Source organism: Microbacterium sp. X-17, assembly GCF_039615055.1.
Genome location: NZ_JBDHNI010000007.1, coordinates 340,987 through 363,166 on the forward strand (window position 1 = coordinate 340,987; position 22,180 = coordinate 363,166).

Sequence of the window (22,180 nt, forward strand, 5' to 3'; positions counted from 1 at the left end):
TCGGTAAAGATGACCAAGCGACCCGAGCCCATCGTCTCCCCGACCGGCGGTCCGCCCCGCGGTGGCGACACCCCGCGCGCCGTCGACAACACCCTCGACCGCTTCCTCGGCATCCAGCGCCCTGTGGTCCTCGCGCACCTGCGCGGGCTGCGGCGACGGTTCCCCGATGCGACGGCCGGCGAGCTTGCCGCCATCCTCGAACGGCGGTATCTCGCGGCGGTCACCACCGGCGGCGCGGCGGTCGGCGCCACCGCGGTCATCCCCGCGATCGGCACGGGCGTGACCCTGGCGCTCTCCGGGCTGGAGACAGCCGCGTTCCTGGAGGCCACCGCTCTGTACGCGCAGTCGCTCAGCGAGCTGCACGGCATCGCGGTGGAGGACCCGGCGCGTGCGCGTGCCCTCGTCCTCACCATGATGCTCGGCCGCGAGGGCTCCGACCTGGTGCGCCAGCTCGCCGCACAGGTGGCCGGAACCGGGGTGACCCGCACGGCGTACTGGGGCGAGCTCGTCACGACCACGTTGCCGTCGATGGTCGTCGGGCCGCTCGTCGACCGGCTGCGGAACGTCTTCATCCGGCAGTTCGCGGTGCGCGGCGGGGCGTCGATCGTCGCGCGGGCGATCCCGTTCGGCATCGGCGCGGTCGTCGGCGGGACCGGCAACCACATCCTCGGCCGGCGCGTCGTGACCAACTCACGGCTGGCGTTCGGGGCGGCGCCGCTCGTCATCCCGGAGGCGCTGACGCCCGCGGAAGGGCCGGGAGCCGTGCGGCGTTTCGGCGCGAGCACCGGACGGCGTGTGGTGCAGGCGGGGTCGGTGCTTCGCGGCGCGATTCCGACGCGTGCGCTGCGACGCGGCGCGAAGGATGTGCAGGCGGTGGAGCCGGGGACGCCGACTGGTCAGGCCGCCATCGAGGCCGCCACGGCGGTGGGTGCCTGGGACGGCCAAGCCGCCGTCGAGCCCTCGGACACGCGGGCACCGTCCGAGCGCTAAACGACCGGCGGCCGCCCCGCGACCGTCATCCGCAGCACCGTGCGCCAGCGGATCGGCCTGCGCTCGCCCGGGTCGGCGCTCCAGCCCTCGCGCCAGCCGCCGAACCACGCGCGCAGGACGTCCGGCTTCCGGAACCAGCGCAGGAGCTGGATGCCCGTCCACGAGCCCACGTAGAGCGGGACGAGCACCGCGGGCAGGTTGCGGCGGGCCAGCCACACGCGGTTGCGGGCGTTCAGCCGGTAATAGTACGAGTGGCGGGTCGGCGATACCGCCGGGTGCTCGGCGACCAGGTCGCCCGCGTACCAGACGCGCTTGCCCTGGTCCCAGACGCGCCAGGAGAGCTCGATGCCCTCGTGGGCGTAGAAGAACGGATCGGCCCAGCCGCCCGCTCGCTCGAACACTTCGCGCGGGAGCACGATCACGGCCTCCAGCACCGAGAACACAGCCGACGACTGCTCCGGGTCGCCCTTGCGGATGCGCGGGATCCACCTCCGCGGCGACGGCTTGCCGTCGCGCGCCCGCAGCCGGGGCTGGATCATCCCGATGCCGGGGTCGCTGCGCAGCAGCCCGATCGCGTCGCGCAGGAAGCCGGGCGACGGGATGTCGGCGTCGTCGTCCAGGAACAGCAGGTACTCCCCCGCCACCCGCGGAACGCCCCGGTTGCGCCCGGCCGGGATGCCGAGGTTCTCCGGCAGCGCCAGCGTCGCCACCCCGGGAGGCAGCGGCGGGTCGGACGTCGCCGGGTCCCAGCCGTTGCCGACCACGACGATGTCGGTGGTCACGCCGTCCTGGGCGAGGACCGACCGCACCCCGCGCAGCAGGTCGTCCGGCCGCGTGCCCTGCGTGAGCACGACGACGCCGACCGTGGGGTCAGCCACGGACCCGCTTGGAGGACATGATCGCCACGAAGTGCCCGATCGCCGCCAGCAGCGCCAGCGGCACCAGGATCGACAGCAGGATGCGGTCGGCGAGCGGCGTGCCGATGAACAGGCCGACGATCGAGAAGACGAAGATCAGGATGGTCAGTTCGACCGAGTGGTACAGCCGGTGGAACGGCAGGAACTTGGCACCCTTGCGCAGCGTGGCGACGACGCCGTGGGTCGGCGCGTACGCGGCCTCCGTGTCGGCCAGCTTCGGCAGGCCCGCGCTGGCGCGCGCCACCCGCACCATGTCGTTGAGCGCCTTGTTGAGCACGATGATCAGGGCGAGCAGGGTGCCGAGGTTCGTCCAGAGGTAGTCCTGCGGGGCCTCGAACGGGAAGCCGGCGGCGCGGACGCCGAGCGCGATCGCGATCAGCGTCTCGGTCGTGTAGTGGCCGACGTTGTCGAGGAACATCCCGGCCGGGGACGACGTGTTGCGCCAGCGCGCCACCTCGCCGTCGCAGCAGTCCACCAGCATCTGCAGCTGGCCGAGGACGAGCGCCAGCGCGGCGCCGCCGATCCCCGGGATGAGGAGGCTGGCCGCTGTCGCCCAGCCGGTCAGGATCATCAGGCCGGTCACGCCGTTGGCCGAGATGGAGGTCTTGAGCAGGAACCACGTCAGGTACGGCGACAGGTTGCGCAGGTACAGCGACGCGGTCCAGTGCTCGGCGTTGCGGCGCCCGCGCACCTCGGGCGGCTGCGCCACGGCCCTGAGCTCGGCGATCGACGTTGGCCGCGCTCCGTGCGCCGCCGGTCCCGCTGCTGTCATGCCTACCTTCCGGTGTGTGCCGTGATGTTCCGCGTGAGCGACAGGTATCCGAGGATGAACCCGATGCCCCAGCTGAAATGGATGCACGGCAAGACTACGAGAAACCAGAGGAACGACGAAAAGCCGTCGCGACGTCCCCAGACGAACGCGGACGCCACCACGATGACCAGGTAGGCCGCGGGGACCAGGAACGCCCAGAGCAGCCACGGGGTCGCGCCGAGCAGCGCCTGTAGCACACCGCCGAGGCCGAGCAGCACGCCGAGGGCGACGCCGAGCACCATCACCGGCGGGGCGAAGTAGCGCACGCCGTTGGAGGCCGGGAAGCGCCGCGCGAGCTCGCCGCGCCAGATGCCGGTCGAGAAGAACTGCCGGGCGAGCCGGTACAGGTTGGGGCGCGGGCGGTAGACCACGCGCAGGCGCGGCGTGAACCAGACGGTCCCTCCCGCCTGCCGGATGCGCCGGTTGAGCTCCCAGTCCTGGCCGCGCTTGATCTCCTCGTCGAAGAGGCCGACCTCCATCAGCCGGTCGCGGCGGAACACGCCGAGGTACACCGTCTCGGCGGGGCCGGCCGCGCCTCCGACGTGGAGCTTGGTGCCGCCGAGCCCGATCCGGCTGCCGTAGGCGCGGGCGACCGCGCGCTCGAACGCCGTGGTGCCCTGGGCGTCCATGAGGCCGCCGACGTTGTCGGCGCCGGTCTCCTGGATGGCCTCCACCGCGACGCGGGCGTAGTCCGGAGGCAGGACGCTGTGCGCGTCGACGCGGATGACGACCGGGTACTGCGAGGAGCGGATCGCCAGGTTCAGCCCGGCCGGGGTCGAGCCCACCTCGTTGTCGACGACGCGGATGCGGGAGTCGACGGAGGCGAGCTCCGCGACCAGCTCCGTGGTGCCGTCGATGCTGGGGCCGAGGGCGATGGTGACCTCGAACGGACCGGTGTAGTCCTGCGCCAGCAGGCTGTCGACCGCCGCCCGCACGTGGGTCGCCTCGTTGAGGACGGGCATCACGTAGGACACACCGGGGAGGGTGTTCACGTTGTCGTCCGGCATCTGATCCATTCGTCGTTCGGGTCGCGCCGAGCTTATCAGCCGGCGCCTGGGCGACCCGTCGGCGCCGAGACGCGCGGAAGGCCGCCCCGCGGTGCGGGACGGCCTTCCGAGGGGGTCCGGGTCAGTTCGCCGGGAGCGACCCCAGGGTGACCGAGGTGGTCTTGGACTGGCCGCCCCGGATGTAGGTGAGGTCGGCCTTGGCTCCGGCCGGGAGCGCCCGGACCTGAGCGGTCAGGTCGGTCGCGTCCGTGATCGGGAGGCCGTTGAAGTTGACCACGATGTCGCCGGCCTGCAGGCCCGCGCTCGCCGCCGCTCCGCCGGAGGTGACCGACTTGATCGACGCGCCGACGGTGGTCGCCTTGCTGTCGGAGCTGGCGTCGCCGACCGAGGCCCCGAGGAGGCCGTGGGTCGCCGAGCCGTTCTTGATCAGCTCGTCGGAGACGCGCTTCGCCAGGTTCGACGGGATCGAGAAGCCGACGCCGATGCTGCCCGACTGGCTGCCGGAGGAGCTGCTGCCGCCCGCGCTCGCGATCGCGACGTTGATGCCGATCAGCTCGCCCTTGCTGTTGAGCAGGGCGCCGCCCGAGTTGCCCGGGTTGATCGACGCGTCCGTCTGGATGACCGGGAGCGAGATCGTGCCCTGGGTGCCGCTCTGCGAGGAGCCGCCGCCCTGGTTCGGGAAGTCGAAGTTGAACGGGTTCTGCGAGCTGCCGTCGCCGCTGCCGCCGCCGTTCGAGCCGTCGCTGGACTTGGGAGCGGCGGAGGACGCGATGCTGATCGACCGGTTCAGCGCGCTCACGATGCCGTCGGTGACGGTGCCGGAGAGTCCGAGCGGGGCGCCGATCGCGACCGTGGTGTCGCCGACGTTCAGCTTGCTGGAGTCGGCCCAGTTCATCGGGGTCATCCCGCTGGCGCCGTCGAGCTTGATGACTGCGAGGTCGGTGGTCGGGTCGGTGCCGACGATCTTGGCGGTGTAGATCTTGCCGTTGTTGTCGGTGACGCTGATGCTCACGTTCGACGCGGCGCCGTCGAGGGTGACGACGTGCGTGTTGGTGAGGATGTAGCCGTCCGAGCTGAGCACGACGCCGGAGCCGGTGCCGCCCTCGCTGGAGGCGCTGACGGAGATGGTGACGACGCTCGGCGATGCCTTGGCGGCGACCGCGGTCACCGTCGTGGCGTTGTTCGTGTCGTTGACGGTGATGTTCTGCGGGCCGGAGACCGTCTTGATCGTCGCGTTGCTGCCGGTGGCCGAGTAGAGGCCGATCCCGGCGCCTGCCCCGGCGATGCCGCCGATGAGCGCGCCGATGGCGAGCGTTGCGATGATGAGGCCGGTGTTGCGCTTGCGGGGCGCCTTCTCACCGGTGCCCGGCGCGGCGGCGTAGGGCTGCTGGGCTCCGGGCTGCTGGGCGTAGGGAGCCTGCGCGTAGGCGTGGGGCTGGCCGAACGAGCCGTTGCCGTAGTTCGGCTGCGGCTGCGGCTGCTGCGCGCCGGCGGGCTGGCCGTAGGGCTGCTGCGGGGCGACCGGCTGGGTCGGCTGCGTGTGGTTCGCGACGGGGATGGGACCCTGCGGCGCGGTCGGCTGCTGCGCGGTCGGCTGCTCGGCCGTCGGCTGCTGCGCCGTCGGCTGCTCGGCGGTCGGCTGCTGTGCCGAGGGCTGAGCGGCGGCCGGAGCGGTCAAGCCGTGGTCCGCGGCCGGAGCGGCAGGCTGCTGGGCCACCGGGGCGGCCGGCTGCTGCGCGGCCTGCTCGGCTGCCGGGGCAGCGGGCTGCTCCGCGGCCGGGGCGGGGGCCGCAGCGGGGGTCTCGGCGGGACGAGCCGCGCCGGCATCCACGACCGCGTCGGCGTCGGCGTCGTTCTGGGGCTTCGCGGGCTCCGGGGTGATCGGGGTGTCGGTCATGGTGTGGTGCTCCTTCCAAGCACTAGACAGCTTGGGATGCCAACCTGAGCGTTCTATTTGCGGGTCCTGTGGGCGACCTTCCGCCTCCCGATGACTCCTCCCAACGTAACGAATGGATGCGGTGGGAGCGAGGCCCTAGGTTGGATCCATGACGGTTTCCGGCGCATGGAGGGCCGCCGCGCGCGGCGCAGGACTGCTGGGCGCGGACGGCGTCGTCCGCCCGACGATCTTCGCCGAGATGAGCGCACTCGCCGTGCGCACCGGTGCGATCAACCTCGGGCAGGGCTTCCCCGACGAGGACGGCCCCGCCATCGTGCTCGACGCCGCGGTCGACGCCATCCGGGGCGGCGCGAACCAGTACCCGCCGGGCATCGGCATCCCGGAGCTGCGGCACGCCGTCGCCAATCACCAGCGGCGGTTCTACGGGCTGGAGGTCGACCCCGACCGCGAGGTGCTGGTCACCGCCGGCGCGACGGAGGGCATCGCCGCGACGCTGCTCGCGCTGCTCGAACCGGGCGACGAGGTCGTCACGTTCGAGCCGTTCTACGACGAGTACGCCGCCGTCATCTCCCTCGCCGGCGGGGTGCACCGCACCGTCCCGCTGGAGCCGCCCGCGTTCCGGCCGGACCTCGACCGGCTGCGCGAGACGGTGACCGACCACACCCGGGTCATCCTGGTCAACACGCCGCACAACCCCACCGGAGCGGTCCTCGACCGGGAGACGTTGATGACGATCGTCGAGCTCGCCCACCGGCACGACGCGATCATTGTCACGGACGAGGTCTACGAGCACCTCGCCTTCGGGCCGCAGCACATCCCGGTCGCGACACTGCCGGGCGGCTGGGAGCGGACGGTCACCATCTCCTCCGGCGGCAAGACGTTCAACACGACCGGCTGGAAGGTGGGCTGGCTGACCGCGCCCGCGGAGCTCGTGACCGCGATCCTGGCCGTGAAGCAGTTCCTGACCTACGTGAACGGCGCGCCGTTCCAGCCCGCCATGGCCGCCGGCCTCGCGCTCCCCGACGCGTTCTTCACCGGGATCGCCGCCGCCCTGGCGCACAAGCGCGACGTCCTGTCGGCGGGATTGCGGGCGGCCGGGTTCGACGTGCACCGCAGCGACGGCACCTACTTCGTCGTCGCGGACGCCGCCCCGCTCGGGCATGCAGACGCCGTCGAGCTCTGCTGCCGGCTGCCCGAGCTCGCCGGGGTGGTCGCCGTGCCGCTGTCCGCCTTCTGCCGCGACGACTACGCGCAGCGGACCGCGTCGCTGGTGCGGTTCGCGTTCTGCAAGCGCGTCGAGGTGCTGGAGGAGGCCGCGGCGCGCCTGGCCGCGCTGGGCGGCTGAGCGGCGCCGCTCAGTCGATCGGCTCCACCCGGTAGCGCCGCAGAGCGAGCGCCGGGTTCCTCCGGCGGACCTCCTGCACGCGCTCGGCCGACGCCTCCGCGACGGCGACGCCCGTCGTCTCCCCCAGCCCCGCGAGCACGACGCCCATCGGGTCGATGATCGCGCTGGAGCCGACGCCGATCGGCGGCGTGTGGTCGGCCGCCGCGACGTACAGGGTGTTCTCGATCGCGCGCGCGGCCAGCAGCGTCGACCAGTGCTGCTCCTTGAGCGGCCCGCGCACCCACTCGGCCGGCACGGCGACCAGCTCGGCGCCCGCGTCCGCCAGCCGGCGCGTCACCTCGGGGAAGCGCAGGTCGTAGCAGGTCTGCATCCCGATCCGGAGGCCGTCCACCTCGAACACGTCGGGCAGGGCGAGGTCGCCGGGCACCACCCAGTCGGACTCCCGGGAGCCGAACGCGTCGTAGAGGTGCTGCTTGCGGTAGATGGCGAGCCGCTCGCCGGCCGGGCCGACCGCGACGAGCGTGTTGGCGAACTTGTCGTGCACGCCGGACTGCTCGACGAGGCCGGCGATCACGTACACCTCGTGCTCGCGCGCCGCGGCCTGGAGCGACTGGACGAACTCCCCGTCGAGCGGCTCCGCGTTGCGCGCGAAGGACGGACCGAGCGGGTCGGTGAAGTAGGAGGAGTACTCCGGCAGCACGACGAGCCGCGCCCCGCGCGCGGCCGCGACGGCGATCAGGGCCGCCGCCACGTCCCGGTTGTGCACCCGGTCGTCGCCCGGCGTGAACTGGGCCACCGCGACACCGACGCCGGTCACGGCCGCGCCTCCGCCCCGGGCACCGCCTCCGCGACCGGGAGCGGCGTCTCGATCGGGAGCCGGACGCTGATCGAGGTGCCGACACCCTCCTCGCTCGCGATGTCGAGCCGGCCGCCGTGCGCGGTGACGATCGCCTTGGTGATCGTGAGTCCGAGGCCGACGCCCGGGACCGCGTTGCGCGTCGCGGTGGAGGCGCGGAAGAACCGTTGCGAGAGCTGGCTGAGCTCCACCGCCGGGATGCCGATGCCGGTGTCGGTCACGGCCACCACCGCCTCATCCCCCTCGCGGCGCAGCGAGACGGTGACCTTCCCGCCGACCGGCGTGAACTTCAGCGCGTTGGAGACGAGGTTGTCGACGGCCTGGCCGAGGCGGACGGTGTCGCCGCGCACCTCCACCGGCTCGTCCGGCACGTCGCAGACCAGCTCGACGCCGGCGGTCGCGGCGACCGGGGTGGCCGACTCGACGGAGGCGGCGACGACCGCGCGCAGCTCCGCGTCCTTGATGTCGATCGGGAACCGGCCGGACTCCACCTGGGCGGTGAACAGGAGGTCGCCGACCAGCCGCAGCAGCCGGTGCGCGTTGCGCTCGGCGACGCCCAGGTACTGCAGCTGCTCGTCCGACAGCGGAGACTCGTCGTCGTCGCGCATCAGCTCCAGGTAGCCGAGGATCGAGCTGAGCGGCGTCCGCAGCTCGTGCGAGATGAGGCCGACGAACTCGTCCTTGAGGCGCGCGAACTCCCGCGCCTGCGTCATGTCGGTGGCGACGAAGATGAAGCCGACGCGGTGGCCGTTCTCATCCAGGCGGGGCGTCGCGGCGACCTGGACGGGCACCTGCTTGCCGTCGGCGCGCACGTAGGTCCAGTCGCGCACGTCGGCGTAGCCCGCCCGCACGGTGTCGACGAGAGCGGAGAAGTCGTCCATCCCCGCCACCGTCGTGAAGCGCGCGTCCATGTCGCGCAGCCGCTCCTCCAGCTCACTCACGAGGTGGAACTCGATCACCTTGCGGTCGGCGCCGACGACCTGCTTCTCGGTCAGCCCGAGCATCTTCTCGGCGCCCGGGTTCCAGACGTCGATCACGCCGTCGAGGTCGGTGCCGATCACGGACTGCTCCGTCACGGCGTTCCAGATGCTCTGGATGAGCCGGTTCGCGGTCTTCAGCCTGGCCTCGTTGAGCACCAGCTCGTCCTGCGTGCGCACGGCCTGCGCGAGCAGCTCCTCGCGTTGCTCCGCGGCTGCGCGGGTCGCCTCCAGCTGCCTGCGCGAGCGGTGGGCGATCTCGTTGACCACCGCGGCGACGATCGCGTAGATGACGGGAGAGAAGAAGGCACGGATCAGGTCGGCGGGACTCGTCGAGCCCACATCGACCAGGATCGGGCCGATCAGCACCACGAAGATGCCGAGCGCGGCGATGATGATGTTGCGCCGACCCTCCTCCGTCGCGATCCAGACGAACGGCAGCAGCAGGATGACGCCGATGGACGACGTGCTGCCCCCGGTGCCGATCCGCATCAGGCCGATCGAGAGCATCGCCACCAGCGGCACGACGACGTTCCAGTGCACGTCGATCCGCGTCCACGGCACCAGTATCGCCAGCAGGAAGGCGCCGACCATCACGGCCACCGAGGCGGCGACGAAGAGCGGGATGTGCGCGCTCACCACCCCGGGGATGAGCGACAGGCCCAGCGCGATGATGTAGCCGACCAGGGTCGGCACCAGCTTCACGAAGACGGAGGGCGATTCGAGCGGGATGCGGCTGAGCCAGCGGTCGACCGTCATGCGGGTTCTCCCAGTCCGAGCATCGAGCGGATGCGCTCGGAGAGCACCCGCGGGCTGAACGGTTTGATGATGAAGCTGTCCGAGCGGTCGGCGACGATGCCGTGGTCGGTGAGGAGCTGCACGGAGGCCGACACCATGAGGATGAGCGTGCTCCTGGTCAGCTCGCCGCCGCGGATCGCCTCGGCGACCTCCACGCCGTTGAGCCCCGGCATCGAGATGTCGAGCACCGCCAGGTCGATGCCGCCGGCGTTCACGGCGTCGAGCGCCGACTGGCCGTTGTCGACGGCGGCCACGATCTCCACCCCGGCGCGGTTGGCGGCGATGACCATGAGCCCGCGGATGTCGGCGTCGTCGTCGGCGATCACGACCCTCTTGGCGGTCACGAGAAGAACACCACCCGCACCACGACGATCGCGGCGATGACCAGGAGGGCGACGCCGCCGTAGACCGGCAGCCGCAGCTCCCAGCGGCGGTTGCGGTCGAGCTCGCGCTGCAGCTCCTCGCGCTGGACGCGGGTCAGGTCGACGGGGCTCATGCCTGCTCCTCCGGTTCGGCGGCGTCGAGCACGGCCGCCACCCGGTCGTAGCGGCCCACGTCGGCGGCGTCATGACTGTCGGTGGAGGCAACGATACGCGCTCCGGCCGCCCGCAGCGCGCGCACGGCGTCCGGGCCCGGGCACGCCCACTTCTCGTTGACCTCCACGATCGTGCCGGTCGCCGCGGCCGCGGCGGCCCAGGCGGACAGCCGGGAGGAGCCGAGCTGCTCCTCGGCGAGCCCGACCTTCGGCAGGATGGAGAACCAGTGCGCGAGTTGCGCGTGCGGTGTGCCTTCCATCGCGCGGATGCTCGCCTCGATCAGCAGGTCGAGGGCGTCGTCCGCCGAGAGGCCGGCCGCGCGCCGCTCCCGGGTGGCCTCGGGCGACCACGGCCCGTCCGTCCCGGGGAACTGGTGGTCACCGATGACGACGGCGTCGACGCCCCCGACGCCGACGATGAGGCCGGCGGGCATGTCGACGGCGCCCGTGACGTCGAGCAGCTTGGCCTCCACGCCGGTGAGCACCGTGAGGCCGTCGGGCACCGGCTCGGCGGCGACCGCGGCGACGAACTCGGGCACCCAGGCGGTGGAGGCGCGCACGTGGTCGGTCAGCCGCAGGGTCCGCAGTCCGGCCCGGTGCGCGGCCGCGATGTTCTCCGCGAGCGTGCTGCGGGCGTCGTCGGAGAAGATCGAGTGGACGTGGTAGTCGCCCAGCAGAAGAGGGCTCGGCCCTGTCACTCCTCCGGCCCTTCGGCGTGGACGGCGTTCTCGGACACGAGCACGTCGCCCGGGTCGAGGAAGACGTCCTCCAGGAAGCGCACGTTGGCCAGCTCGGCGAAGTCCACGGCGGACGGCACGGGACGGCCGAGCACCAGGTCGAGCAGCAGCGACGGCATGTCGACGCCGGCGGCGATCGTCAGCGGCATGGCGCCGGGGAAGCGCGGGTTGACCTCCAGCAGGGCGGGGACGCCGTCGCTGCTGTAGCGGAGCTGGACGTTGGCGACCCCGGTCAGGCCGATGGCGCGCGCCACGTCCGCCGCGGTCTCCGACAGCTCGGCCCTGCGGACCGTGCGGCCGGCGATCGAGACCCCGGAGTCGACCCGCTCCCGGGAGCGCGGGACGGCGGCGATGACGTTGCCGTCGAGCCCGGCGAGCACGTCCACCGAGAACTCCTCGCCCGGGAGGTTCTCCTGGATGATGACGCTGCGGTCCTCGCCCAGCGCCTCCAGCGCCGCGCGGTCGGCGATGAGGCGGACGCCGCGCGAGCCGGCGCCGCTGCGCGGCTTGACGATCACCGGGAAGACCCACTCCGCGCCCACGCCGTCGCGGTCGAGCAGCCGGGTCTCCGGGAGGCGCGCGTGGCCGGCCACAGCCTGTGCGAGCCGGTACTTGTCGAGGCAGGTCACGAGCGTCTCGTGGCTCGGCGAGGCGAGGGCCGTGCCGACGGCGGCCAGCTCGTCCCGCCGCGCCGCGAGACCGGGCAGTTCGACGTCCACCGTCGAGAACAGCACGCCGACGCCGTCGGCGGCGCACAGCGCGATGACGTCGTCCACGAACTGCGGCGATCTTCCCGGTGGCACGATCCGGCGGGCCGGCTCGGGCACCAGGTACAGCCCGCTCGCCCAGCCGTCCATGTCCGCGGCGAGCACCTCGACGTCGTCGCGCTTCAGCAGCGAGCGGATCACGGCGATCCCGGCCGGTCCCCCGGCTCCGGTGACGAGGACGCGGGTGGTGCTCCGGGTCATTCGAGGTTCCTTCTGATCCGGGCGTCGGTGTGGATGCTCGCGGGCGGCACCGAGATGTCGGCCGTGTCGCGCATCACCTCCAGCGGCTCGCAGTTCGTGCCGCCGCCGAACCGCGACCAATACCGCGCGGTGGCGAGCACGAAGTCGTGCTCCATGTACGCGCGCTGCTCGGTCTGCGAGCGGAAGCAGTCGATGAGCCGCAGCTTGGACTCCGTGAAGCCGTCGATCGGCACGAACCGGGTGGGCCGGAAGTCGATGGTCGCCGACGGGCTCTGGAAGCAGCACACGGTGCGCACGTCACGGGTCGCGACGACGACGGCGGCGTGCACGGCCCGGTGGTCCTGGTGGCGGTCGTGCGCGGAGTGGGTGTAGACGATGTCCGGCTTCACCTCGGCGACGACGCGCTCGATGATGCCCACGGTGGGGTCGGCCGCCGAGATCCGGGTGTCCTCCAGGTCCTCCAGGAACAGCCGGGCGCCGAGCAGCTCCGCCGCCGCGAGCGACTCGTGCTGGCGGTCGTCCACGTCGCCGCCGCGGGCGCCGCGGGAGAGGGTGAGGATGACCACCTGGTTGCCGGCATCGCGGTGCGCGGAGAGGATGCCGCCGACGCCGATCTCGACGTCGTCCGGGTGCGCGCCGATCGCGAGGACCACCTGCTGCTGGCTGGCGGCGCGCTTGGCGCGGCCCTCCTCCGCGAGCCGCCCGACGATGGCGACCAGTTCGGAGGAGGCGATCGGCTTGGTGAGGAACTCGTCGGCCTGGGCGCGCAGGGCGGAGACCGCGTAGTCGACCGAGACGTGCGCGGTCATCACGACGACGGGCATCCCCGGGTGGCGGCCGCGCAGCTCGCGCAGGAGGTCGATGCCCGAGATGCCGGGCATCTCGATGTCGGTGATCACCACATCGGGGTCGAACGCCGCGATGGTGTCGAGGGCGATGGAGGGGTCCGTCACGGCGACGACCTGCGCGTCGGCACGCTTCTCGAGCACCGTCTTCATGTAGAACGCGACGTCCGGATCGTCCTCGATCACGCACACGCGGTACTTCTGGGCAGGGTTCGCCATTCGCCGTCCTCCGGGTCCTGCCAGAACTCTACTGGGACGACCGGTCTACGCGATCCGGACTCGCCCGGGGCCGCAGCCGATTTCGCACTGCCCCGACCCCGTGCTAGAGTAATTTCTTGTGCCGCGGGGTGGAGCAGCTCGGTAGCTCGCTGGGCTCATAACCCAGAGGTCGTAGGTTCAAATCCTGCCCCCGCAACCAACTGGCCCGGACTTGAGGAGAAATCCCCAGGTCCGGGCCGCTTTTTGTCTGCAGTGCATTCCGGAGGACGAGTGGACGAGGCTCTCGACGCCGGCCGTGTCGCGGCGGTCTGGGAGGAGCATCCCACCTGGGCGCTGCTGCGCAGCTACAACGGCCGCTGGGTCCTCCCGCTCTTCTCGCGCCACCTCGAAGACGCCGACGGCACGGTCTCGGCCGACTGGTTCCACCAGAAGGTCGCCGAGGCGCTCGACGCGCTGGACGACGACCGCGAGGAGGACGGCGAGCCGCCGGCGGACGCCGAGACCTCGCGCACGTCGCCGGTCGAGTACTGCCGGAGCTGGGTGGACAGCCGCTGGCTGGTCCGCACCCGCGCGGGCGCCGGCGAGGGCCGCGCGCGCTACCGGCTCTCGCAATACGCCCTCCAGGCGCTGCGGATCGTCCGCGAGCTGGCGGAGCCGGACAGCGCGGTGTCGGAGGCGCGCTTCGCGAGCATCGCGCACGCCGTCCACCACCTCGCCGCGCTCACCGACCCCACCGCCGAGTCCCAGCTCGAACGCCTCGACCGGGAGATCGCCGAGCTGCAGGCGCGCCGCGACGCCATCGCGCGAGACGGAGCGGTCGCGGCCTCCCCCGAGACGGTCGCCCGCCAGCTCCGCGAGGTGCTCCGGCTCACCGCCACGCTGCCGGAGGACTTCCGCCAGCTCGGCGCGATGGTCGAGCAGCGCCACCGCGAGGTCGCGCGCGCCGCGTCCTCGCAGCACGTCGGCAAGGGCGAGCTCGTCGACCGCTTCCTGCGCGACAACGACCTGCTGGAGCAGACGCCGGAGGGCCGCGCCTACCGCGGGTTCGCGGGGATGCTGTCCTCCCGCCAGCTGGACGGGATGCGCGCCGACATCGACCGCGTGCTGTCCCGCCCCGGCGCCGAGCTGACCGAGCGGCAGCGCGCCCAGCTCGAAACCCTGATCACCTCGCTGCTCGCCGAGGAGCAGACGGTCCAGGAGACCTACGTGCGCTGGACCTCCTCGCTGCGCCGGTTCCTCAGCCGCAGCGGCTCCGACCGGCACGCCCGGCTGCTCTCCCTGGCCGCCCGCGCGCTCGACGCCGGCGCACTGTGGACGGAGCGCCGCCCCGGCCCTGTGCTGGTCGACGGCGACGTGCTCGGCATCGGCGGCTGGGATCTCGTGGACGTGACCCAGACGCAGCTCTGGCGCGACCGCGGCCGCCCGGAGGTCGGCGTGACGATCACCGAGAACGACGACCCGCTGCCCGACCACGAGCGGGAGGCGCTCCGGCTCGCCGTGGGAACGAGCGCGGCAGCGGTGCGCGAGACGATCGACGCGCTGCTCGCGCGTGCGGAGACCGTGACGGGCGCCGACGTGTACGCGGAGACCCCGCCGGAGTTCCGCCGGCTCGGACTGGCCGTGAGCCTCATCGAGCTCGGAGCGGAGCACGACGCCGTGGCGGAGGGCGTCCAGACCGTGCCGCTGGAGCTGGCCGACGGCGACCGCGAAGTGACCATGCCGCTGCTCGTCTTCGGACGGGACGCGCTCGAGACGGAGGCGGAGGACCGATGACGGACACGCTCGAACAGGACCCGATCGGCAGTGGAGGTGTCGAGGAGGCCGACGCCTTCGGCGACCAGCCCTCCGGCGCCCTCCCCCGCGAGGCCCGCACGGCCCTCGTCACCCTGCTGACGAGCCGGTTCATCACCCGCGCCAAGCAGCCGGACGCCTGGCGCGGCCTCCTCGACCATGAGGACGACATCCGCGCCCGGCTCGGCGAGCTGTTCCTGACCCTGCACCTCGACCGCGAGCACGAGGTCGCCTTCAAGCGGCAGAACGGCGAGGACGGCGTTCCCGTGCTGCTGCGCCGCGAGAAACCGCTGTCGCGCGACGCCTCGCTGCTGCTCGTGCTGCTGCGTCAGGAGCACGCCTACACCGACGCGCAGGACGAGCCGGTCACCGTCACCCGGGACCACATCGCGGAGTTCCTCGGCCGGTTCCAGGGCGACTCCGCCCACGACGAGGTGCGCGTGGACCGCCGCATCCGGGCCGCGATCGCCGCCCTCGACCGGCTTGAGTTGCTGACGCCCGCTCCGGACGACCCCGACCTCTTCCTGGTCTCGCCCGCCGTCGTGCCGCTGATCGGGACCGCCGAGCTGCTCCACCTGGAGCGGCTGTTCCTGGAGGGCGCAGGCGCGCCCGCCGAGACCGCCGCCGACACCACCGCCGCCGAGGAGGCCGCCGAGTGACCGACCTGCCCGCCGACGACGGCCTGCTGCGCCGCGGCCAGTTCCGCATCGAGCTCGTCCAGCTCCTCAACTGGGGAAGCTACGAGGGCCTGCACCGGATGCCGGTCGGCCGCGGCGGCATCGCCATCCTCGGCCCGACCGGGCGCGGCAAGTCGACCGTGCTCGACGCGATGTCGGCCGTCATCATGCCGAACCCGCAGGAGTTCAACCGCGCGGCGCGCGACGACTCCCGGCAGCGCTCCGAGCGCACGGTCTATAGCTACGCCCGCGGCAAGACCGACGAGGTGAAGGACGTCGGCTCCGACACCACCACCACGCACTTCCTCCGCCCGCTCGGGACAGCCTTCCCGAGCGGCGCCGCGATCACCTGGCGCACCGAGCTCGGCGAGACGATCACCGCCGCGCGCCTGGCGTGGATCGGGCCGGACACCTCAACGCAGGACGAGGTCACCACCGCCACCGTGTACCTGCTCGCGCACGGCGAGTTCCCGCTCGGCAGGCTCAACGAGCTCGTGCAGGAGCCGGGCAGCTCGTCGCCGCTCACCCGCGCCTCCCTCGCCCGGCTGGTGCACCCGGAGCGCGACCTGGTCACCTCCTCGCAGCCCGAGCTGCGCGTGCGGCTCTGCGAGGAGCTCGGCATCGGCGGCAGCGACGAGTCGCAGCTGAAGGCGCTCACCCTGCTGCGCCGCGCCCAGGCGTCCAAGGGCGTGTTCTCCATCGACGAGCTCTTCAAGAGCTTCGTGCTCACCGAGCCGCGCGCGCTCTCCCGCTGGGAGACCACCCTCAGCAGCTACCGCGAGGCGTCGGCGCTGTACGACGTGTTCGAGACCACGCGCCGCAAGCTGGAGGTCCTGGCCGACGTCCCGGCCCGCGCCGAGCAGTACGCGGCGGCGGCGGAGGACGCGACCGGCAAGCGCCGCCTGCTCTCCCCTGCCGACGGCGAGAGCGACCCGCGCCTTCGGGTCTGGCTGGCCGAGCGCATCCGTGACTGGGTGTCCGGCCAGGTGGACGAGGTGCGCGACCGCAAGCGCGAGCAGGAGGCGCTGCGCCGCGAGGCCGACACCGCGGAGCGCGCGGCCCACCGGGCGCACCAGGACGCCCAGGCGCGGCTCGCCGCGGCCGGCGGCGACCCGTCGGTGGCTCTCCGCCGCGAGCACGAGTTCGCCGAGCGCGTGCTCGCCGCGCAGACCCGCGAGCGCGCGGCGGCCGACGCCCTGTTCGCCCGCGCGGGCCTGACCGCCCCGGAGTCCGCCGACCAGCTGGCCGAGCTGCAGCGCGAGGCCGAGTCGCTGCTCGCCGCGGTCACCGCCGACGACGAGCAGCAGGCGCACCGCTACGAGCTGGCCGGCCGCGTCGACGCGGCGAAGAAGGCCATCGCCGCCGCAACCGCCGAGAAGCGGTCGTTCGAGCAGCGCCGCAGCAATGTCCCCGCCGATGCGGATGAGCGCCGTCGCCGGATCGCCGAAGGGGCGGGACTGTCTCCCGAAGACCTCCCGTACGCGGGCGAGCTGTTCGAGGTCGCCGCGGGCCGCCGGGACTGGAGCCGTGCGGTGGAGTCCGTGCTCGGCGAGGTCGCGACGCACCTCCTCGTGGACGAGCGCAGCTTCGACGCCGTCCGCCGCTACGTGAACGAGGCCGACATGCGCGGCCGGGTCGTGCTGGTGCCCGCGATCGCCGGTCGTGCGCCCGCACTCGATCCGATCTACCGGACCGTGCCCGGCCTCCTCCAGTTCGACGACGCCAGCCCGTTCTGGGGCTGGCTGCACGACGAGCTGGTGGCCGACCGCAGCGTGCTCTGCGTCGAGTCCCCCGAGGAGCTGGACGCGCCGCGGCCGGCCGGCGTCTCCGGCGCGGTCACCCGCTCCGGCATGCGCTCGGCCGCACGCGGCCGGGTCGTGAAGGACGACCGCCGCACCGCCTCCTGGATCGGCCTGGACAACACCCCGCGCATCCACGAGCTCGCGTCCCGCATCGCCGCCCTGGAGGCCGAGCTGGCGGACGCCCGCGCCGAGTCCGACCGCGCGGAGGCCGCGCACGGCGACGCCCGCCGCCGCAGCGAGGCCCTCGGCGCGGTCCGCGCGATCGAATGGGAGGCCATCGAGGTCGCCTCGCACGCCGCGCGCGTCGCCGAGCTCGCCGCCCAGCTCGCCGACGTCTCCGTCACGCACCCCGAGGCGGCTGCCCTGCAGGAGGAGGCCGAGCGCCACGACCGCGAGCGCATCGACGCCGCCAAGCGCGGCGCCGCCCTCCAGACGCGTGTGGACGAGCTGGAGTCGCAGCACGCCGACCTCATCGACATCGAGGACAGCGTCGCCGACGCCCTGGAGGACAACAGCGCGCTGACCGCGGAGGAGCGCCTACTGCTCGGCACGCTGCCGTTCGCGGCGCCGCGGGAGCCGGCCGACGTCGACCGCCGCTACGCCGAGGCGCTCGCGGCGCTGCGCGACCAGATCGACGCCCACCAGCAGAACGTCGAGCACTACGAGCAGCTCCTGGTCGTGACCTTCGAGCGCTACCGCGACCTCGACCCCGGCGCCGAGATCGACGCGAGCATCGACAGCCTCCCCGCCGTGCAGGCCATCCACCGGGTGCTCGTGGAGGACGACCTCCCGCGCGCGAAGGCCGACTGGCTGGTCAAGGCCGGCGCGAGCATGGGCGACAGCCTGCGCGCCCTGCTCACCCAGATCGAGGAGGACGGCCACGCCATCCGCCGCGGCGTCCGCCCGATCTCGAACGCGCTGCGCGGGATCGAGTTCCGGGAGGGATCGACGCTCGACATCGACCCGCGGGCGGTGTCCAACAGCGACCTCCACGAGTTCACGCGCACGCTGCGCAAGCACACCGCGACCGCGGCCGGAGGCGACAGGAGGGACGCCGCGGCGATCGAGCGCGACTTCCTCGACCTCCGCCGCGACCTGTCCCGGCTGGAGGAGCGCTCCCGGGCGGGCGAGGCGTGGCGGCGCCGCGTGCTCGACGCGCGCGAGCACTACCAGTTCCGAGCGATCGAGACCCGCGCCGACGGTACGCAGATCGTCCACGAGGGCGTCGCCGGCAAGTCCGGCGGCGAGGGTCAGGAGCTCATCGCGTTCGTGCTCGGCGCCGCGCTGCGGTACCGGCTGGGCGACGGGACGGACGCCACCCCCACCTACGCCCCGATCATCCTCGACGAGGGCTTCGTGAAGGCGGACAACGAGTACACCGGGCGCGCGCTGGCGGCGTTCCGCGGGCTCGGCTTCCAGCTCATCGTCGGCGCCCCGCGCGACAAGGTGAACGCCTTCGAGGAGCACGTGGAGTCGGTGGCGTACGTCACGGGCGACCCCGCGCGGCCGGGACTGTCGCGGATCTACTCGCTCAGCATCCGGGAGGCTCTGGAGGGCGAGCGGATCGCAGCGCTCTAGCCGAATGCGCTCTGGCCGAAGGTCACCTCGTCCAGCTCCGGGACCTCCACCCCGGCCGCGATGAGGTCGAGCGTGACGCGCTCCACGATGTCGGCCGCCGGCTCCCCGTGGTCGTAGGTCCAGTGCGCCCCGGCCGGGACGATCACGTCGAAGCCGCGCTCCAGCGCGCCGATCGCGGTCGCCTGCACGCAGTACTCGCTCTGCAGGCCGGCCACGACCAGGGTGTCGACGCCCATCGCCCGCAGCACGTCCGCCAGCGCCGGGTTGGACTCGAAGGCGTTCGCCGCGTCCTTGCGGATGACCGGCTCCCCGGGCAGCGGCGCGAAGACGAGCTCCCAGCCCGGGGTGCCCGGCTCGTCGGGGTCGCCGCGGCGTCCGTCGTTCTTCACGTGCACGATCGCGGCGTCCGCGTCCCGTGCCGCGTCCAGCAGGTCGGCGAGCACACCCCGGAACTCCGCGGCGCCCTCGACGGCGCTCTCGCCCTCCAGCATGTTGCGCTGGACGTCGACGAGGATCAGGCCATATCCCATGCGGTCCATCATGCGCCGCATTCGCTATGGTCGTAAACCGGGGGGCCACCACGAGAGGCGCGCGCCGCGAGGAGGACTGTGGCTGACGATCACGGCAAGGCGACGCAGTCCGCCGTGCGCGAGCGCAACCTGACCAGCGCGCTGCAGCTCGTGCTGTCCGGCGAGGGCCTGGCCACCCGGGCCGGCATCGCACGCCGCACCGGCCTCACCTCGGCGACCGTGTCCTCCCTGCTGGCCGGCCTCATCGCCGACGGCCTGGTCCTGGAGGGCAGCCTCGCCGAGAGCACCGGCGGCAAGCGCGCGACCACGCTGCGCGTCGACGCCTCCCGCAACGTGCTGCTGTCCGTCATCGTCCAGCCCGGGCTCGTCCGCGGCGCCGTGGTCGACCTCCTCGGCGACGTGGTGCAGTCCGTCGCCCACCGCACCACCGCGACCGCGACGGTGGAGGACGTGCGCGCGATCGTCCGCCGCCTCGCGGGCGCGACGACGGCCCGGGTGGTCGCCGTGGCGGTCCAGGTCCCCGGGATCGTGGACGCCGACCTGATCCGCGAGAGCGTGCAGCTCGGCTGGGTGGACGTCGACCTCGGCCGCGAGCTCGCCGGCGTCGTCTCCGCCCCCGTCCACCTGGTCAACGACGCGGACGCGGAGGCCATCGCCGACTACGCGATCTCCGAGGAGTTCGGCGCCAACCAGCTCTTCGTCTCGCTCAGCACGGGCGTCGGCGCCGCAGTCATCGTCGACGGCGACGTGCTGCAGGGGGCGACCCACCGCGCGGGCGAGATCGGCCACGTCCCCGTGCTGTTCGGCGACGACGCGCCGCTGTGCGCCTGCGGCAACCGCGGCTGCCTGGAAGAGGTGGTCTCGGTGACGAGCCTCCTCGGCCTCCCCCACGGCGCCGACCTGGAGGCGGTCGACGTCGCCGCGCTGGCCGCGCTCCCCGAGTCCCGTGTGCGCATCGCCGCCGGCGCCCGCGCGCTGGCCCGCGCGCTGCTGATGGTGGGCGCGGCCCTCGACGTGCCGAACGTCGTCCTCGGGGGCGCGGCGCCGAAGCTCGGGCCGGACTTCATCGGCCACGTGCGCGCGGAGGCGGCCCGCCACCCCGTCCGCGCGGCGATGCCGCTCAGCTTCCGGTACGCGAAGACGGCGCAGGAGCAGCCGTTCCGCGGGGCGGCGCAGTACGCGCTGCAGGCGACGCTGGGGGTGAGCTGGGCGCGGTGAGGGACGGAGCCGCTTCAGTCCTCGCCGACGCCGCACAGCAGCCGGAGTAGCCGCTCCCCCTCCACCCGCCCGTACCCGCCGGTCGCGATGTCCGCGTACCCCGGCACCACCACCGCCCCCAGCTCCACGACCAGCACCCGCGCCGCCAGCGCCCGCACCGCGTCCACGACGGCGCGCTGCCACGGCAGCGTCCCGAACCCCGCTCCGAGGACGATCACCGGCGCGCCCGTCGCGAGCACGGGCTCGGGCGGGTCGTCCCTGTCCACGTCGATGACCGGGTTGCGCGACCAGAGGACGTCTTCGGGCGAGCCGGGCTGCGTCCAGGCCTCGGCCAGCGTGTACCAGCGCGGGACGCCGAGGCGCTCGTTGTCGAGGCTGGCAAGGCGGACCACCGTGCAGCGCGTGCGGAAGGCCGGGAGCTCCTCGCGCACGCCCGGGGCGAAGCGGAAGCCGGCGGACGTGTCGTCCGGCGCCCGGGTCTCCGCGACCAGGGTCATCAGGAGACCCCGAGCTGGGCCGACAGCACCATGACCACGCAGCCGCGGAGGACGATGTCGCGGCCCTGGCTGGTCATCCCGATGGTGACGTCCGAGTGGAAACCGGCCATCGTGCGGTTCTGCAGCGTCTCGCGCACCGCGTCGAGGAGCGTGCCGGCGAGCAGTTCGTCGGGGCCGCTCAGGACCACCTCCGACAGGTTGAGCGCTCCGACGATCGGTGCGAGGGCGACGCCGAGGCGCTGGCCGGCCTGGCGCAGCACGGGCTCGACCGGCTCCCCCGCCGTCGCGGCCGCGGCCACCTTCGCCTCCAGGCGCGGGACCGCCAGCCACGCCTCCAGGCACTTCTCGCGGTCGTAGGGCCCCTGGGCGCCGTCGTCGGTGCCGACCATCACCTGGCCGATCTCCCCCGCGGCGAAGCGGCTGCCGAAGACCAGGGCGCCGGCGACCAGGAGGCCGGAGCCGACGCCGTGGCCGACCTTCACCAGCATCATGTCGCCCTGCGCGTCGGCGAAGCCGTGCTCGGCGAGCACCGCCACGTTCGCGTCGTTCGCGACGAACACCGCCAGGCCCGTCCGCTCGGCGAGGCGCCGCTGTAGCGGCTCGTCCGTCCAGCCGAGGTTGGGGGCGGCGACGACCGTGCCGGTCGCGTCCACGATGCCGGGCGAGCCGACGCCGATGCCGAGGATGGGAGCGGTCGCGGTGGCCATCAGCTGGTCGACCAGCGCGAGCACCTTGGCCACGGCCTCCTCGCCGCGGCTGCCGGCCAGCTCGACCGAGGCCGAGCGCAGGACCGCGCCGTCGATGTCGAGCACCGCGCCGCGGAACTCGGCGTGCTCGCTGAGGTCGACGCCGACGATCTGGGTGGCGGCGCGGTTCACGTCCAGCAGCACGGCCGGCTTCCCCGGGCGGGCGTCGTCGCGCTGGCCGAGCTCGACCACGAGGCCCTCCGCGATCAGCTCGGCGACCAGGTCGGAGATCGTGACGCGCGTGAGGCCGGTCTCCCTCGCCAGGTCGGCGCGACTCGCGCGCCCGTTCCGGTAGAGCGACTGCAGCACCAGCGAGCGGTTGTGGTTGCGCGCGTGCTCGGGAAGCACCTTCGCGCGCGGACGGAGCGCACGGCCGGGGACCATCGCGCCGTCGACGCCGGCCGGGCGCCGACCGGAGGGGCCGGAACGCCGCGCTGCA

20 protein-coding genes and 1 tRNA gene are annotated in these 22,180 nt (G+C 73.2%); 7 read left to right on the forward strand and 14 right to left on the reverse strand.

Translation table 11 applies throughout. The features are described 5' to 3' along the window. The first annotated feature begins 9 nt into the window (after positions 1-9). On the forward strand, positions 10-990 hold the full coding sequence (locus ABCS02_RS30690; RefSeq protein WP_345839499.1) for a hypothetical protein: 981 nt from the start codon (positions 10-12) through the stop codon (positions 988-990). Here ABCS02_RS30690 and ABCS02_RS30695 read toward each other — a convergent pair. The 4 genes from ABCS02_RS30695 to ABCS02_RS30710 form a co-directional block, all read right to left on the reverse strand. Continuing rightward, a complete protein-coding gene (locus ABCS02_RS30695; protein WP_345839500.1) occupies positions 987-1,868 on the reverse strand; it encodes a glycosyltransferase in 882 nt (293 codons plus the stop codon). The two genes, ABCS02_RS30690 and ABCS02_RS30695, sit on opposite strands and share 4 nt — an antisense overlap. Beyond that, complete coding sequence (locus tag ABCS02_RS30700; protein ID WP_345839501.1) at positions 1,861-2,679, reverse strand: CDP-alcohol phosphatidyltransferase family protein; 819 nt, start codon at positions 2,677-2,679, stop codon at positions 1,861-1,863. Before ABCS02_RS30700 ends, ABCS02_RS30695 begins: the two co-directional genes overlap by 8 nt. Positions 2,680-2,681: 2 nt before the next feature. Further along, on the reverse strand, positions 2,682-3,725 hold the full coding sequence (locus ABCS02_RS30705; protein ID WP_345839502.1) for a glycosyltransferase family 2 protein: 1,044 nt from the start codon (positions 3,723-3,725) through the stop codon (positions 2,682-2,684). 121 nt (positions 3,726-3,846) lie between these two features. Beyond that, a complete protein-coding gene (locus tag ABCS02_RS30710; protein ID WP_345839503.1) occupies positions 3,847-5,622 on the reverse strand; it encodes a trypsin-like peptidase domain-containing protein in 1,776 nt (591 codons plus the stop codon). 148 nt (positions 5,623-5,770) lie between these two features. Here ABCS02_RS30710 and ABCS02_RS30715 point away from each other — a divergent pair, with 148 nt between their 5' ends. Next, positions 5,771-6,967 (forward strand): pyridoxal phosphate-dependent aminotransferase, encoded by a 1,197-nt coding sequence (locus tag ABCS02_RS30715; RefSeq protein WP_345839504.1) that lies wholly within the window; start codon positions 5,771-5,773, stop codon positions 6,965-6,967. A gap of 10 nt (positions 6,968-6,977) precedes the next feature. On the opposite strand, the gene ABCS02_RS30720 is transcribed toward ABCS02_RS30715, so the two are convergent. The 7 genes from ABCS02_RS30720 to ABCS02_RS30750 are packed head-to-tail and all read right to left on the reverse strand — an operon-like array spanning position 6,978 to position 12,902. Next, the gene (locus ABCS02_RS30720; RefSeq protein ID WP_345839505.1) at positions 6,978-7,784 is read right to left on the reverse strand and encodes a carbon-nitrogen hydrolase family protein; all 807 of its coding nucleotides are present in this window, start codon (positions 7,782-7,784) and stop codon (positions 6,978-6,980) included. Continuing rightward, positions 7,781-9,559 carry an ATP-binding protein gene (locus ABCS02_RS30725; RefSeq protein WP_345839506.1) on the reverse strand — a complete coding sequence of 593 codons (1,779 nt, stop codon included), beginning with the start codon at positions 9,557-9,559 and terminating at the stop codon, positions 7,781-7,783. The genes ABCS02_RS30720 and ABCS02_RS30725 overlap by 4 nt, the downstream gene beginning before the upstream one ends. Further along, positions 9,556-9,942, reverse strand: coding sequence for a response regulator (locus ABCS02_RS30730; protein ID WP_345839507.1), 387 nt, complete (start codon positions 9,940-9,942; stop codon positions 9,556-9,558). Before ABCS02_RS30730 ends, ABCS02_RS30725 begins: the two co-directional genes overlap by 4 nt. After that, a complete protein-coding gene (locus ABCS02_RS30735) occupies positions 9,939-10,094 on the reverse strand; it encodes a hypothetical protein (protein WP_345839508.1) in 156 nt (51 codons plus the stop codon). Before ABCS02_RS30735 ends, ABCS02_RS30730 begins: the two co-directional genes overlap by 4 nt. Beyond that, entirely contained in the window at positions 10,091-10,831 is a 741-nt protein-coding gene (locus ABCS02_RS30740; RefSeq protein WP_345839509.1) for a PHP domain-containing protein, read from the reverse strand. The genes ABCS02_RS30735 and ABCS02_RS30740 overlap by 4 nt, the downstream gene beginning before the upstream one ends. Further along, on the reverse strand, positions 10,828-11,838 hold the full coding sequence (locus tag ABCS02_RS30745) for an ATP-grasp domain-containing protein (RefSeq protein ID WP_345839510.1): 1,011 nt from the start codon (positions 11,836-11,838) through the stop codon (positions 10,828-10,830). The genes ABCS02_RS30740 and ABCS02_RS30745 overlap by 4 nt, the downstream gene beginning before the upstream one ends. Next, positions 11,835-12,902, reverse strand: a complete 1,068-nt coding sequence (locus ABCS02_RS30750; RefSeq protein WP_345839511.1) for a response regulator — start codon at positions 12,900-12,902, stop codon at positions 11,835-11,837. Before ABCS02_RS30750 ends, ABCS02_RS30745 begins: the two co-directional genes overlap by 4 nt. A gap of 122 nt (positions 12,903-13,024) precedes the next feature. Here ABCS02_RS30750 and ABCS02_RS30755 point away from each other — a divergent pair. From ABCS02_RS30755 to ABCS02_RS30770, 4 genes are all read left to right on the forward strand, one after another. Then, positions 13,025-13,101: transfer RNA gene (locus ABCS02_RS30755), tRNA-Met, on the forward strand. 71 nt (positions 13,102-13,172) lie between these two features. Then, entirely contained in the window at positions 13,173-14,675 is a 1,503-nt protein-coding gene (locus tag ABCS02_RS30760) for a DUF3375 family protein (RefSeq protein ID WP_345839512.1), read from the forward strand. After that, positions 14,672-15,352 (forward strand): DUF4194 domain-containing protein, encoded by a 681-nt coding sequence (locus ABCS02_RS30765; RefSeq protein ID WP_345839513.1) that lies wholly within the window; start codon positions 14,672-14,674, stop codon positions 15,350-15,352. Before ABCS02_RS30760 ends, ABCS02_RS30765 begins: the two co-directional genes overlap by 4 nt. Beyond that, positions 15,349-18,750 carry an SbcC/MukB-like Walker B domain-containing protein gene (locus ABCS02_RS30770; protein ID WP_345839514.1) on the forward strand — a complete coding sequence of 1,134 codons (3,402 nt, stop codon included), beginning with the start codon at positions 15,349-15,351 and terminating at the stop codon, positions 18,748-18,750. Before ABCS02_RS30765 ends, ABCS02_RS30770 begins: the two co-directional genes overlap by 4 nt. Here ABCS02_RS30770 and ABCS02_RS30775 read toward each other — a convergent pair. Continuing rightward, positions 18,747-19,280 (reverse strand): isochorismatase family protein, encoded by a 534-nt coding sequence (locus ABCS02_RS30775; RefSeq protein WP_345839515.1) that lies wholly within the window; start codon positions 19,278-19,280, stop codon positions 18,747-18,749. The genes ABCS02_RS30770 and ABCS02_RS30775 overlap by 4 nt on opposite strands. Before the next feature lie 78 nt (positions 19,281-19,358). Here ABCS02_RS30775 and ABCS02_RS30780 point away from each other — a divergent pair, with 78 nt between their 5' ends. Beyond that, the gene (locus tag ABCS02_RS30780) at positions 19,359-20,498 is read left to right on the forward strand and encodes an ROK family transcriptional regulator (protein WP_345839516.1); all 1,140 of its coding nucleotides are present in this window, start codon (positions 19,359-19,361) and stop codon (positions 20,496-20,498) included. 14 nt (positions 20,499-20,512) lie between these two features. Here the strand turns inward: ABCS02_RS30780 and ABCS02_RS30785 are convergent, their stop codons facing one another. Together ABCS02_RS30785 and ABCS02_RS30790 are read right to left on the reverse strand one after the other, a co-directional pair. Further along, positions 20,513-20,995: a hypothetical protein gene (locus ABCS02_RS30785; RefSeq protein ID WP_345839517.1), complete on the reverse strand. Its 483-nt coding sequence runs from the start codon at positions 20,993-20,995 to the stop codon at positions 20,513-20,515. Continuing rightward, a complete protein-coding gene (locus tag ABCS02_RS30790) occupies positions 20,995-22,125 on the reverse strand; it encodes an ROK family transcriptional regulator (RefSeq protein WP_345839546.1) in 1,131 nt (376 codons plus the stop codon). The genes ABCS02_RS30785 and ABCS02_RS30790 overlap by 1 nt, the downstream gene beginning before the upstream one ends. Positions 22,126-22,180: the final 55 nt, after the last annotated feature.